Below are 14,677 nucleotides of genomic sequence, written 5' to 3'. Positions count from 1 at the left end.
TCGTGTTGATCAAGTGGCTATGCGTCGAGCGGTATGGCACGTCGAGGCTACGGCCACCTCGCGACCACTGCCATGACCGCTTGATGGGACCGTTGGGGAAGGGTCGGGCGAGGGGATAGAGCTTCAATCTGATCTGGTGACGCTCGCCACCGCGGCACGGTTGGTGTCGCATATCGTGGCGTTACCTAGTAGGTCGAATCGGTCGAGCCGGCGCCGGACGTTCGGCCGCACTCTGCTGATCGAGAAGGTGACGTCGTGTTCGCCGAGCCAGCCTTGCACTGCGCCCAGCGCTTCCGCTCCGGTGACGTCGGGGTCGGTGATCGCCTCGCATGCGAGGACGAGGTGGTGCATGGGCGTGGCGGCGTGCTCGACGGCGGTCCTCGCAGCATCCGAGAACGACGATGCGTTTGCGAAGAACAGGGGCGCGCGAGTCGTACGACGACGACATCGGGGCCGTGCATCTAAGACTGTCCGATCGCTGCACCCGGAACTCAATGGTGCCAGAACGCCTACCCCCGCGGAGTTGTCACGGGTCTGGCGGAGGTCTATGTTCAGCAGTTGATCGCCGGAGTCGATAGGCAGTCCAGCGAGTTCTACGAGTCGGGGTGCGGGGGATTGCCGTGGGGGAACATACGGGGCAGGACGTGCCAGTGGACCCAGTCCAGTCGCCTGACGCCTCTCGCCACAGGAGTCGAGCTTGGGTTGTATGGCTCATCGCTGTGGTCGCCATGGCGCTCATTGCGATTCCAACATTGGGTGTGATTGGCGGAGTACGGTTCCAGGCCAGCGAAGAGGCTGCCCTCGATGAAGTGATCGCAGATCTTCAGATCCCACCTGATTGGGACGAGATCTCGCAACGTCGGACGACCGCGTTGTTCGGTTTCTGCCTGCCGAGCCCCCAACGCTGCCCGACGGAGCAAGTGAGGTACCGTCTCCCGGACGGGCCGGTGACCGCTGAGGTGTTCGACGAAGTCCTTCCTGGCGCGAAGTGGACGATCGACGACCCGACGTGTTCGGTTCCAACGAACGTCACGGGAGGGTCGCTCTGTTATGGCATTGCGCGGATGAATGCGTTCGAGGTATACCTCAGTTTCGCCGCCGACCTTGACGCTAACCGAGATCCGGTCAACGTCACCGCGACGCTCCAGATCGAACGCGGACCCTGATCACGTCGGCGCCGGGGCGACCGCTGGCCCCCGCCTGCGGTTGGTGGGTGGTGGCGGCCGATTCCGCGTTGGGTCGTCGTATCGTGGATCCCACTGAACAAGGCTTCATACCCGAGATTGATGCGAGTATTACCCCCATCTGAGGGGTTCGGACAGGGGTTCCGAGGCGGATACTCTGCGGTCGTCGTGAATCGAATTCGAGAACCGGGGAGCATTGCATGACGGACCGAGGCAAGAACATGCGCGTGGGACTAGGGCTTGCCCTTGCCTTGGCGATTTCCGCCGGATTACTGAATATCGCGAGCGCTCCAGCTGAGGCAAATGGGCTCGGCGCGGAGTGCACGACAGTGGACGTCGTGTTTGCTCGCGGATCGGGGCAGGACGTCGGCGGTCCGGAAGCTGAACGATTTCGTACTCAGATCGAGAGTCGACTTTCGACCCCGGTGACGATGAACCCGTACGAACTCGGTAGCACCTCGATTGAGGGCCACCAGTTTCCAGCCGTGGCGGTTGCCGGAGACTGGGACGTCGTCAATGGTATCGGTGCGGGGCTCTCGGGTGGCGGCGGCTTTGCCTACGGAAGCAGCGTCGACGAAGGTGTCGACGAGCTGCACGGATACATAACCGGACGCCTCGCCGAGTGCCCGGACAGTCGATTCATTCTTGGTGGCTACTCGCAAGGGGCACAAGTCATCGGTGAAACGTACGTTGAGCGGCTGACCGATGCACAGCGAGCGCACGTTGTGTTCGCGGCTCATTTCGGAGACCCGAAGCTGTACTTGCCCGAAGGTGAGAGTGTCCTCTGGTGGGAGGCGCCGGCGTGCCGGGGAGAAGACTTCTCGGAATGGCGGCGCGTCGTGCCGAACTGCGATACCGACGATGGCTCGCTCGGCGCCAGAAATCCATACCTGCCGGCGTCGTGGACCTCGGACGTTGGGCTGTGGTGTGCCGACAAGGATTTCGTATGCGGATCCAGCAAAATGGTCGGCGAGATTTCAGGACACGAGACCTACGCATTGGAAGGTGGCGATATCGATCACGCTGCTCTGGAAGCGATCGTGCGGCTCCAGTACCTGATGCCCGAGCACGAAGGCTCACTCGACGTCACTGAATACACGCTAAGGACGGGATTGACTGGGCTCGACGTCGTGTTCTTCATTGACTCGACCGGATCGATGGGGTCCCGGATCGCTCAGGCCAAGAGCATCGCTGCCTCCATGACGGATCGAGTCGTTGCTCAGCGAGGCCGGGTCGCACTCGTCGAGTACCGGGATGCAGGCGACTCATTCACTGCTCGCGTGCTATCGGACCTCCAGGAGGACACGACAGACTTCCTGACGAAGCTGAACAGCATCTCGGTTGGCGGGGGAGGAGACGCACCCGAGGCACTGCTCCACGCGCTCAAGACCGGGATGGAAGGTGTGAACTGGCGACCCGGGGCCACGAAGGCCGCCGTGGTACTGACCGACGCGGGCTACCACGACCCTGACCTCGTGGACGGAGCGACACTAGACAGCATCGCGGAACTCAGCCTTTCAATCGATCCCGTCAACGTCTATCCCGTCGTGCCCTCCTACTTGGCGGCGGAGTACCAGCCGTTGGCGGAGGCAACGACCGGAGAGGTGGTACCCCAGACGTCCGACGCGGCAGTTGGACTGGAGGCGGCCATCACGAAGATCCAGAACCGTCCAGTCCCGCAGCTGGCCCTGAACGGCTATCACGGTCCGGTCGGCACGACGGTCACGTTCGACGGAAGCTCCTCGTACTCGGCCACGTCGACGATCGAGCGGTGGGACTGGGACTTCGATGGTGACGGCGTCTATGAGACCCTCGATGGTGGTCCGGTTGAGTCCCACTTGTATGACGGCGAGCTCGATGGATTCGTTCAGCTCCGCGTCACCGACGCCGACGGGCTCGTGGCCAACGTATCTGCTCCGGTTCAAATCGGCGCCCCACCCGCCCCTTCAACGATCCCTGCGGACTCTGCAGCAGTCTCGGTCCAAGGCACTACAGCGACCTTCACGTGGCAGGCGTCGGTCAACCCGACGAAGGCTTGGAGCATAAGTGTGGACGGCGTCCAGGTGGGCTTGATCGAGCCGGCAGCGCGTTCCGTCCAAATCACCGACGTGGTCTTGGATGAGCCGGTCGAATTCGGTGTGGCACCCCTCAGCTCGGCGAACGAACTCGGCCTGACGGTCACCGCGACAGCGGTCGCGGAAGGCGAGTCGTACAACTTGACGGTGGAGAACAGCAACGCGCACCCTGATCACGTCGGCCTCATCATGTCCGGACGAGCCGTCCCGATCGAGTTCTCACTGGGTGGAGACTATGGACTCGATGTCCTTGCGGTTGGCTCGCCAACGACTGCGACGGCGGGATGCTGGTGGCAAATCGTAGACGGGCAGATAGTCGCGCAAACGTTCTACACGGTCAAGCCTTGGACGAAGCCAGCAACGAGTCGACTGACATACGATGCGGCAACCGGAAACTATACATACGAATGGAAGACTCCTTCAACCACGGGTGAATCATGCCAACGGCTCACCCTGACATTCAAGGATGGCAGCCAGATTCAAGCCCTCTATCTCGTGCAGTAGGAGACGCCGTCTGACTTCGATCCGCTCGCCAAGAGCGCTGCGCCAGTCCCGCGCGATCACCCGTGATCCGGTCGGCCCAATAGACTGCGGCAGCGTCACGTCGAGTGACAAAGGAGTGGGCGCTCGATCTCACTCGGCCTGAGATCGAGCGCCCACTTCGGTTCCGGTGAAGCGCCCGGGGTTCGTGGAGGGCCTCATTCCCCGAGAGGATGAGGTCTGCTGGCGGTCTCCTCGTACCTCGCGCGGGAGCTCGACCCGCGACTGCCCTGGTAGTGGGCGTTCATCGACGACCACCGTGACCGGTTCGGGGGTCTCGCCGATCTGCCGTGTGCTCATCGAGGACGGCGTCCGAGTAATCGCGATGCGCTCAGACAAACTCCTCCGCAGCTACCGCCCGGCCATCGACCTCGACGCCACGCTGATCTTGATCAAATCAGACTTGATCAAGACCGTCTAGCAGCCGATCGGCTCACGGCCGACGACGATGCCCGGCGCCGGGGGCCGCCGGGATCGTGGTGCGCGCGCGTCCGCGCCTAGGACGAGCTCCTGGGCGCCGACGCGCACTGTCCGGGCGAGGCGGCGCACACCCGCCTCGCCCGGCGACCTCAGGCCCTGACCCGCGAGTGCCGCACGCCCGGCGCCACCACGATCAGGGCTGCGGCGGCCAGCGCCGCCCCGAGCAGTGCGGCGAGCACCGCCTGCGTGGTCGTGAGTCCGAGCGGACCGGCCACGGTCAGCCCGGCGACCGCCTCGGTCCCGGATGCCACGCCGATCAGCCGCACATGGTGCCCGTCGAGTTCGGTCCCCGCTGGGATCGTGACCTCGAAGGCGACCGTGCCGTCGGCGCCCGCGGACTGCGCCTCGAGGAGGCGCGGCGTCGACTCGAGCCAGACCTGCACGAGCTCACCCGCGTCGAAGCCCGAGCCCGCGACCGCGAGGGTCGAGCCGGCCTGAACGGACGCCGCGTCGAGGCGCACCAGCGGCGCCGCGCCATCCGTCGCCGTCGAGGCGCCCGGTGTCTGCGTGGCCGTGGCGGCCGCGCCCTTCGTGCCCGTGCCCGCACTCGGGCCCGTGGACTTCTGGTCGTCGACGAGGACCGCCGCGGTGCGCGCCGGGATCGTCAGCGTCCCGGTCTTCGCCTTCCACTTCGTCTCCTTGACGACCTCGTCGACACCGGTCTGCAGCGGCTTGGCGAGCTTGAACTCGCGACCCGCGAGCCCGTCGATCGCCTCGGTGACCGCCTCGCCCGACGCGTTGAACACCACGAGGGCGCCCTCGAGCTCGGGGTCGACGTCCTCACCGACGAGGTCGTCGATGAGCATCACGATGAGCCCGTCCGTGGCATCCGCCCCGCTGTTCGGGAACGACACCTTCTGCTCGATGAGCTCGGCCGAGCCCAGCGTCAGCAGGTCGACGCTCGAACGCACGCGCAGCAGGTCGAGAGCGGATGCCTCGGCCGCGGCGATGTCCTGCGCGGTCGGCTTCAGCGCCGGGTCGGCGAGCCGCTCGGCCATGACGGGCCAGTGGTCCTCGTTGTCCGACTTCATCGGCAGGCCCGACCCGAAGGTCGACTCCTGGCCGGTCCAGTCGATCCGGTTGAACCAGTCGCCCGAGTTGTAGCTGTTTCGGTCGAGCGACTTCGAGCGCAGCAGCTCGGTGCCGGCGTGCCAGAACGACGGGCTCTGCGAGAACGTCACGGTCGCGAGCGACAGCGTGTTCATGCGGACGCGGTCGGCCATCGACGTCTCGGCCGGCAGCTTCAGCACGCCCAGGTCGAAGAGCGTCTCGTTGTCGTGCGCGTCGACGTAGTTGATGACCTCCTCGGGGTGGTCGGCGTAGCCCGCCGGTGCCCCGTTGTAGTCGACCTCGGCGCCCGACTTCAGCACGCCGTCATGGCCGGTGAACTCGAAGTCGCGCAGGTTGCCCGCCAGGCCGACCTTCACGAGGTCGGTCTGCTCTCCGAGGTTCCGGATGTCGTCGCGCACGGGCAGGCCGTTCGGCTCGCCCGCGAGGCCGGTACCGAAGCCCTGCTCGTACTTCGAGTCGCCCGCGACCGGGCTGCCGCCGTGCACGCCGTCGCGGAGACGGTCGTTGAACGTGGCGATGCCGGTGCCGCCGAGCTGGCCCTGCGTGGCCTGCACGAATCGGGCGTTGTCCGCGACCTCGCCGAAGTTCCAGCCCTCGCCGTAGAGGAACACCTTCGATCCGTCGATCCCGTCCTCCTCGAGCGTGAGCTCGTCGAGCGCGGCGCGGATGGCGAGCATGTTCGCCTTCGAGTGGTGGCCCATCAGGTCGAACCGGAAGCCGTCGACCTTGTACTCCTCCGCCCAGAGCACGGTCGAGTCGACCATGAGCTTCTCGGCGACGGCGTGCTCGGTCGCGACATTCTGGCAGCACGTCGAGGTCTCGACGCCGCCGGTCGCGTTCAGGCGGTGGTAGTAGCCGGGCACGACCTTGTCGAGCACCGACTTCTCGCCCTGGCCCGACTGCGCGGTGTGGTTGTACACCTCGTCGAGCACGACCTGCAGGCCGGTGGCGTGCAGGGCGCCGACCATCTCGCGGAACTCCGCGACACGTGCGCCACCCTCCGGGTCGACCGCGTACGAGCCCTCGGGCGCCTGGAAGTGGTACGGGTCGTAGCCCCAGTTGAAGCCGTCGAGGTCGCGGATCGCCTCGATGCACGCCTGCTGCTCCTCCGACGCCGGACCGAACGACTCGAGGTCGCAGTCGGGGGTCGCCTGCTGGTCGCGGCGCTCCTCGATGGTGGCGATGTCGAACGTGGGCAGCAGATGCACCGTGTTGATGCCGGCCGCGGCGAGCTCGCGCAGCTGCTCGGTACCCGCGCTGTTGCGCGTGAACGCACGGTAGGTGCCGCGCTCGTCCTCGGGCACCGTCTCGTCGGTGATCGAGAAGTCGCGCACGTGCAGCTCGGTGATGGCCCGGTCGACCTGGCGCTCGACGACCGGCGCGGGCGTCTCCGCCCAGAGCTCCGGCTCGAGCGTCGGGTCGTCGAGGTCGACGACCACGGTGCGGGCCGAGTTCACGGTGAGCGCGGCCGAGTAGGGGTCGGTCACCGAGTTCTGCTCGACCTGCCCCGTCGAGGGCGCGAAGACCTCGACGAGCCAGCGGTACTCGTCGCCCGCTTCAACGCCGTCGGCGACCGACCAGGCACCGGATGCCGCGTCGAACGTCGCGGGCACGACCGCCGGGTCGCCGGTCGAGCCGGACGCCCAGACCTGGGCCGAGACCGACTTCGCGGTCGGCGCCCAGACCGAGAGCGTCGGCTCACCGTCGTCGAACGAGGCACCGAGCGCAGCGGATGCCACGCCCTCGGCGTACAGGTCGTCGAGCACGCCCGGCAGCTGCACGCCGGTCATCGCGGTCAGGGCGTCGCCGCCCCGCTGAGCGACCTGCAGCTCGCCGGTGACGAGCTCGGCGATCGCCGCACGCTCGAGGCCGACGGGGCGCAGCGCCACGTAGCTCGCCAGGTGCGGGAAGGCCGCGATGAGTTCCTCGCCGATGCCGGCCGGATCGAGCGCGAGCTCGACCGATTCGTCGGCACCGGTCACGGCGCCGTCGGCGTTGCCCAGGCCGCCGGCGGCGGCGACCTCGAGCGTGTACGCGAGGTCGGCAGCGTTCGCGCCGCCGAGCAGCGACGCCGGCCAGGCGAGCGTCTCGGCGTCGAGCCAGTAGGCGCGCTGCTGGCCGGTGCCGGCGAGCGGCGGGTCGGCCACGACGACCTCGAGCACGTGGGTCTCGAGGGTGTAGCGGAAGGTGACGAACTCGCCGTCCTCGGCCACGACGAACGAGATGTTCCCGCCGTTGCGGACGCCGTCGACGCCGTAGTTCTCATCCCACGACAGGCCATGGGCGACCTTCAGCTCGTACGAGCCGGCCGGAAGGCCGTCGGTCGAGAACTCGTAGACGCCGTCCGTGTCGCCGTCCTGCGCGAAGGTGACCATGCAGTCGGGCTGCCAGTCGCCGGGGCAGCCGAGCTCCGACTGCAGGCTGCCGGGCAGCGTGACGATGGGGCCCTCGGCCGTCGACGAGAACACCTTGGTGCGCGGGTCCCAGTAGAACGTCACCGGGCCGCCGGTCGTGGTGTACGCCACGTTGGCACCGCCCTCGGCACCGTTCGCGCCGTAGTTCAGCGTCCAGTTGCCGTTGAGCGCGACCTTGTACTCGTAGGTGCCGGCCGGGATCTCGAAGGTGCCGGCGTAGATGCCGTCGGCGCGCTTCGTGAGCTTCGCCGCCTCGCAGCCGGGCTGCCAGTCGCCCGGGCAGCCCATCTCGGAGTTGTGGCTGCCGGGCACGGTGACCAGCGCGATCTCCGGCTCGGGCTCCTCCTCGACGACGAGGTTCACGGCGTTGCCGACCGAGGCGTAGGTCGAGGCGGCGGCACGGTTGCCCGCGGCATCCGTCGACACGGCCCGGTACTCGATCAGCGTGCCGTTCGCCAGGCCCGCGGTGTCGTGGAAGACCCGCGGGGTGGTGTCCTCGGCGGTGCCGAGCGACGTCCACTCCCCGGAGCCGGCCACGCGCCAGGCGAAGCTCGTCTCCTGCCACGTCGAGTCGGCGACGTCGGCCGAGACCGGGGTGACGCCGGTGACGCCGGCGCCCTCGGCCGGCACGTCGACGACGATGGCGGATGCCGCCCCGGGGGCGGTCACCTGACGGTCGGCCTTGAGCACGACGGCGCCGAGCGCCGGCACGGAGACGGATGCCACGCCCTCGGCGTTCGCGGTGACGGCCTCGCCGCCGCCGTACAGCACCTCGAACGCGCCGTCCGCCGTGAGCGTCGGCACGTCGACGGTCTTCGCCTCGTTCGCGTTGTTCACGGCGACCAGGTACTCGACCTTCTCGTCGCGGTCGACGCGGCTGAACGCGTAGACGCCCGCCCCGTCGGCGACGAAGCGCTCGATCTGCGCGCCCTGCTCGAGCGCCGGGTGCGCCTCGCGGAGCTCGGCGAGCCCGGCGATGTGCGTGTAGAGCGGCGCACCGGTGTCGTAGCGGTCGACGCTGCCGGCGTTCTCGCCCGTGACGAGCGGCTGGTTGACGTACTCGTCGACCTGGCTCGCGAAGAGCGTCTGGCGGGCGTCCTTGTCGCCGCCGGTGCCCGCGAAGCCCTGCTCGTCGCCGTAGTAGACGACCGGCTGGCCGCGCGTGAGGTACATGAGCTCGTGGGCGAGCTCGTAGCGCTCCACCGCGGTGTCGCCCGCATTGGCGAGGAAGTAGCCGATGCGACCCATGTCGTGGTTGCCGAGGAAGGTCGGGAGCGCCGTCGCCGACGAGTCCGGCGTCGTGTAGTAGTCGTCGCCCGCGAACAGCGACTGGAGGTTCTTCGCGGAGTTGCCCGCGGCGAACGACACGGCCTGCGACTGGAAGGTGAAGTCGAGCACGGAGTTCATGTCGCTGTTCCGCACGTACGGCGAGAGCTTCACCGGGTCGGCGTCGTAGACCTCGCCGAACATGAAGAAGTCGGGCTTGCCGGCGGCGTGGGCGTAGTCGAGGACCTCGGTCGACCAGGTCTCCCAGAACTCGAAGTTCACGTGCTTGGCGGTGTCGATGCGGAAGCCGTCGATGCCGAGGTCGATCCAGTCCTGGTAGACCTGCACGAAACCGTTCACGACGGTCGGGTCCTCGGTCATGAGGTCGTCGAGGCCGACGAAGTCGCCGAAGGTCACCGACTCGCCCGACCAGGTCGAGTCGCCGCGGTTGTGGTAGACCGTCGGGTCGTTGAGCCAGGCCGGAACCTTGACGTCGGCCTCCTCGGCCGTGATCGTCGGCGTGTACGGGAAGCTCGTCGCCGGGTCGAGGTCGGGGAAGTCGGGGCTGCCCGCGATCGCGCTCGGGTCGAACACGCCGCCCGCGGCATCCGTGTACGGGCTCGTGGCCTTGTCGATGTACGAGTACTGGCCCTCCTCGTACGAGATCACGTCGGCCGTGTGGTTCGTGATGATGTCGAAGTAGACCTTGATGCCGCGGGCGTGGGCGTCGGCGATCAGCGCCTCGAGCTCGGCGTTCGTGCCGAGGTGCGGGTCGATCTGGGTGAAGTCGGTGATCCAGTAGCCGTGGTAGCCGGCGCTCGCGTTCGCGCCCTCGCCCTGCACGGGCTTGTTCTTGAAGCTCGGCGTGAACCAGATCGCGCTCGTGCCGAGGCCCTCGATGTAGTCGAGGTTGTCGTGGATGCCCTGGATGTCGCCGCCGTGGTAGAAGCCCTTGTCGGTCGGGTCGAAGCCGTGCGCGAGGCGGTCGCCCTCGATGCCGGCGGTGTCGTTCGTCTCGTCGCCGTTGGCGAAGCGGTCGGTCATCACGAAGTAGAAGTTCTCGGTGCTGCCCGGCTGGCGGACCGGCGGCGCCACGAGCGCGGCATCCGTCGTCTCGTCGTAGCCGCCGGCGGCGCTCAGCAGCTCGAGGCCGACGCGCTTCCGCGTGTCGTCGAAGATCACGCGGACCTGGGTGTCACCCGCGACGGTCAGCGGGATGTTGTCGCCGCCGCCGTCGAGGCCCCAGCTCGCGTCCCACGTGTCGTTCGCGGCGACCTTGTACTCGTACGAGCCCGCCGGAACCGTGAAGTCGGCAGCGTAGACGCCCGCCGTGTCCGTCGGCAGGAGGTGCGTGGCCTCGCAGCTCGGCTGCCAGTCCTCCGAACATCCCAACTCGTCCTGCAGCGAGCCGACGAGCGCGAACGTGTCGCCCTCCTCGGCCGCCGCTCCGAGGGGGACGACGGTGAGGACGGATGCCGCGACGGCGCCCGTGATCCCCAGTGTCACCCATGTCCGAGCGCGCGCCCGTTGCGTCATCCTTGACTCCCGATTCCGGCACGACGACGTGCCACTGACATTGGGAGCGAACGTAGCAGCGCGGACGACGTTAATGCAAGCGCTTGCACTCGACTGGTGGATGCGGATGGCTCATCGGCGCTCGAAGGCCGCGCCGCCGCGCCCGTGCGCCCTGATCGGGGGACGTAACCGCTTGCACTCCCGGCACGTCCTTCTGGATCGGAAGCCGGATCCTCGTGAATGAAGATCCGGTCGATGTCGGCGCGAGGGGCGGTGACACCCGGGTTCGCATGCACCGGTCTGCGCCGGGGCCGTGCGGGTGGGGTGGTTAAATGCGGAAGAGCCGCCCAACTCTGGGCGGCTCTTCCGTGAGGAATGTCCGGCGGTGTCCTACTCTCCCACAGGGTCGCCCCTGCAGTACCATCGGCGCTGCGAGTCTTAGCTTCCGGGTTCGGAATGTGTCCGGGCGTTTCCCTCGCGCTATGGCCGCCGAAACTCTGGAACCAACTGGTCCCGCCCCGGGATGCGGGGTGGGTGTTGGTGGTCTCGGTGTCCCCCACCGTGGTGTCGGCCGGGGCCGGGGTGGTGGGGGTGTGCTGTGTTGTGTTGTGGTGTGTTCTCCGTCTGTTGGGAACCACAGAGTGGACGCGAGTCATCAGGCCACGTACACCCGCCTTGAAACGGTGTACGTGTGGTGATTGTCAAGTTGTCGGCGTATTAGTACCAGTCAGCTGCACACCTTGCGGTGCTTCCACATCTGGCCTATCAACCCAGTCGTCTGGCTGGGAGCCTCTCCCCCCGAAGGGGATGGAAATCTCATCTTGAGGCCGGCTTCCCGCTTAGATGCTTTCAGCGGTTATCCATCCCGAACGTAGCTAACCAGCGGTGCTCCTGGCGGAACAACTGGCACACCAGAGGTTCGTCCAACCCGGTCCTCTCGTACTAGGGTCAGATCCTCTCAAATTTCCTGCGCGCGCAGAGGATAGGGACCGAACTGTCTCACGACGTTCTAAACCCAGCTCGCGTACCGCTTTAATGGGCGAACAGCCCAACCCTTGGGACCTACTCCAGCCCCAGGATGCGACGAGCCGACATCGAGGTGCCAAACCATGCCGTCGATATGGACTCTTGGGCAAGATCAGCCTGTTATCCCCGAGGTACCTTTTATCCGTTGAGCGACAGCGCTTCCACAAGCCACTGCCGGATCACTAGTCCCGACTTTCGTCCCTGCTCGACCTGTCAGTCTCGCAGTCAAGCTCCCTTGTGCACTTACACTCGCCACCTGATTGCCAACCAGGTTGAGGGAACCTTTGGGCGCCTCCGTTACTCTTTGGGAGGCAACCGCCCCAGTTAAACTACCCACCAGGCACTGTCCCTGAACCGGATCACGGTTCGAAGTTAGATATCCAGAGTGACCAGAGTGGTATTTCAACAATGACTCCACGAACACTGGCGTGCCCGCTTCACCGTCTCCCACCTATCCTACACAAGCCACACCGAACACCAATACCAAGCTGTAGTAAAGGTCACGGGGTCTTTCCGTCCTTCTGCGCGTAACGAGCATCTTTACTCGTACTGCAATTTCGCCGAGTTCGCGGTTGAGACAGCTGGGAAGTCGTTACGCCATTCGTGCAGGTCGGAACTTACCCGACAAGGAATTTCGCTACCTTAGGATGGTTATAGTTACCACCGCCGTTTACTGGGGCTTAAATTCTCAGCTTCGCTCCGAAGAGCTGACCGGTCCTCTTAACCTTCCAGCACCGGGCAGGCGTCAGTCCGTATACATCGTCTTGCGACTTGGCACGGACCTGTGTTTTTAGTAAACAGTCGCTTCCCACTGGTCTCTGCGGCCGTCAACGCTCCAGGAGCAAGTCCCTTCACGAATCGGGCCCCCCTTCTCCCGAAGTTACGGGGGCATTTTGCCGAGTTCCTTAACCACGATTCTCTCGATCTCCTCGGTATTCTCTACCTGACCACCTGAGTCGGTTTGGGGTACGGGCGGCTGGAACCTCGCGTCGATGCTTTTCTCGGCAGCATAGGATCACCCACTTTTCATCCGCATCACGTCTCAGCCTGTACGAGTCGCGGATTTGCCTACGACTCGGCCTACACGCTTGCCCCGGGACAACCATCGCCCGGGCTGGGCTACCTTCCTGCGTCACACCTGTTATCACGCTCACTCCACCAGATGGGGTCGCACGCCGCCACCAGGATCCGTCCCGAAGGACATCACCAGGTCTTGGGATGCTTAGCACTCCTGATCTCGTGTGGGCGGTTCTTCGCCGGTACGGGAATATCAACCCGTTGTCCATCGACTACGCCTGTCGGCCTCGCCTTAGGTCCCGACTTACCCAGGGCAGATTAGCTTGACCCTGGAACCCTTGGTCTTCCGGAGGACGGGTTTCTCACCCGTCTTTCGCTACTCATGCCTGCATTCTCACTCGTGTGCCGTCCACGGCTGGTTTCCACCGCCGCTTCACCCGGCACACGACGCTCTCCTACCCATCACCACGACTGGACCACGAAGGCCTATCGATATGCGGCAATGCCACGACTTCGGTGGCGTGCTTGAGCCCCGTTACATTGTCGGCGCGGAATCACTTGACCAGTGAGCTATTACGCACTCTTTCAAGGGTGGCTGCTTCTAAGCCAACCTCCTGGTTGTCTGTGCAACTCCACATCCTTTCCCACTTAGCACGCGCTTAGGGACCTTAGTCGGTGGTCTGGGTTGTTTCCCTCTCGACGATGAAGCTTATCCCCCACCGTCTCACTGCTGCGCTCTCACTTACCGGCATTCGGAGTTTGGCTGACGTCAGTAACCTGTTGAGGCCCATCGGCCATCCAGTAGCTCTACCTCCGGCAAGAAACACGCAACGCTGCACCTAAATGCATTTCGGAGAGAACCAGCTATCACGAAGTTTGATTGGCCTTTCACCCCTATCCACAGCTCATCCCCTCAGTTTTCAACCTAAGTGGGTTCGGTCCTCCACGACGTCTTACCGTCGCTTCAACCTGGCCATGGATAGATCACTTCGCTTCGGGTCTAGAACCTGCGACTAAAACGCCCTATTCAGACTCGCTTTCGCTACGGCTACCCCACACGGGTTAACCTCGCCACAGATCACTAACTCGCAGGCTCATTCTTCAAAAGGCACGCCGTCACCCCAACAAGGAGGCTCCGACGGTTTGTAAGCAAACGGTTTCAGGTACTATTTCACTCCCCTCCCGGGGTACTTTTCACCTTTCCCTCACGGTACTTGTCCGCTATCGGTCATCTGGGAGTATTTAGGCTTATCAGGTGGTCCTGACAGATTCACACGGGATTTCTCGGGCCCCGTGCTACTTGGGATCCCCCTCCGGGCCGCCAGACATTTCGACTACGGGACTCACACCCACTCCGGTCCGGCATTCAAACCGATTCGTCTATACCTGACGCGTCACCGCGGCCGACCGGCAGATCGACCAGAGAGGTCCCACAACCCCGACCATGCAACCCCTGCCGGGTATCACACATGACCGGTTTAGCCTCATCCGCTTTCGCTCGCCACTACTCACGGAATCACGGTTGTTTTCTCTTCCTGTGGGTACTGAGATGTTTCACTTCCCCACGTTCCCTCTACCCGCCCTATACATTCAGGCGGGAGTCACCAGGTCACCCGAAGGGCCTGGCGGGGTTTCCCCATTCGGAAATCCTCGGCTCACAGCTCGTTTATCAGCTCCCCGAGGCTTATCGCAGATTACGACGTCCTTCTTCGGCTCCAGATGCCAAGGCATCCACCGTTTGCTCTTAGAAACTTGAAATCACATGAGTTCGATCGAATTCGTGCACCCGAACCCGAAGGCCCGGATGCGAAATTGACCAGTGAATACGCCAACCGGGCACCCCGAAAGGCACCCAACCGGCGACTCACCTTGTGACCCAACGTCCGAAGACATTGAATCTAAGATGCTCGCGTCCACTATGTAGTTCTCAACAGACGGCCAGAACCCCCACCCCCACCAGCAACCGCCGGCTTCGATGAAGGCCTGAAGGGAAACCATCCCCACCCCGCACCCCGAAGGGCACCAGGCCGTGTCCGGTCCCTCAGGACCCAACAGCGTGCACGCACCAACCCCGCCGACCCCCACCGTT

4 protein-coding genes and 2 rRNA genes are annotated in these 14,677 nt (G+C 65.0%); 2 read left to right on the top strand and 4 right to left on the bottom strand.

All coding sequences use genetic code 11. The features are described from left to right. Positions 1-123: 123 nt before the first annotated feature. Entirely contained in the window at positions 124-495 is a 372-nt protein-coding gene (locus ACULK2_RS01805) for a sodium-independent anion transporter (RefSeq protein ID WP_445970098.1), read from the bottom strand. 224 nt (positions 496-719) lie between these two features. Between ACULK2_RS01805 and ACULK2_RS01800 the strand changes: the two genes are divergently transcribed. Beyond that, positions 720-1,166 (top strand): hypothetical protein, encoded by a 447-nt coding sequence (locus tag ACULK2_RS01800; protein ID WP_445970099.1) that lies wholly within the window; start codon positions 720-722, stop codon positions 1,164-1,166. Positions 1,167-1,384: 218 nt separating this feature from the next. Then, entirely contained in the window at positions 1,385-3,763 is a 2,379-nt protein-coding gene (locus ACULK2_RS01795; protein WP_445970100.1) for a PxKF domain-containing protein, read from the top strand. Positions 3,764-4,368: 605 nt separating this feature from the next. On the opposite strand, the gene pulA is transcribed toward ACULK2_RS01795, so the two are convergent. The 3 genes from pulA to ACULK2_RS01780 form a co-directional block, all read right to left on the bottom strand. Continuing rightward, positions 4,369-10,566, bottom strand: a complete 6,198-nt coding sequence (gene pulA / locus ACULK2_RS01790) for a pullulanase-type alpha-1,6-glucosidase (RefSeq protein WP_445970101.1) — start codon at positions 10,564-10,566, stop codon at positions 4,369-4,371. A gap of 356 nt (positions 10,567-10,922) precedes the next feature. Then, a 5S ribosomal RNA gene (rrf, locus tag ACULK2_RS01785) occupies positions 10,923-11,039 on the bottom strand. 203 nt (positions 11,040-11,242) lie between these two features. After that, positions 11,243-14,346, bottom strand: a 23S ribosomal RNA gene (locus ACULK2_RS01780). Between the last annotated feature and the right edge of the window lie 331 nt (positions 14,347-14,677).

This window comes from Agromyces molybdatiresistens (assembly GCF_052748445.2).
The sequence above is the reverse complement of the archived record's forward strand: the minus strand, read 5'-3'. Positions and strand labels throughout refer to the sequence as shown.

What these genes read in the sequence shown, in the direction of transcription:
- ACULK2_RS01795 (WP_445970100.1), top strand. Translation starts at nt 1,385, where the DNA reads ATGACGGACCGAGGCAAGAACATGCGCGTGGGACTAGGGCTTGCCCTT.
- pulA (WP_445970101.1), bottom strand. Translation starts at nt 10,566, where the DNA reads ATGACGCAACGGGCGCGCGCTCGGACATGGGTGACACTGGGGATCACG.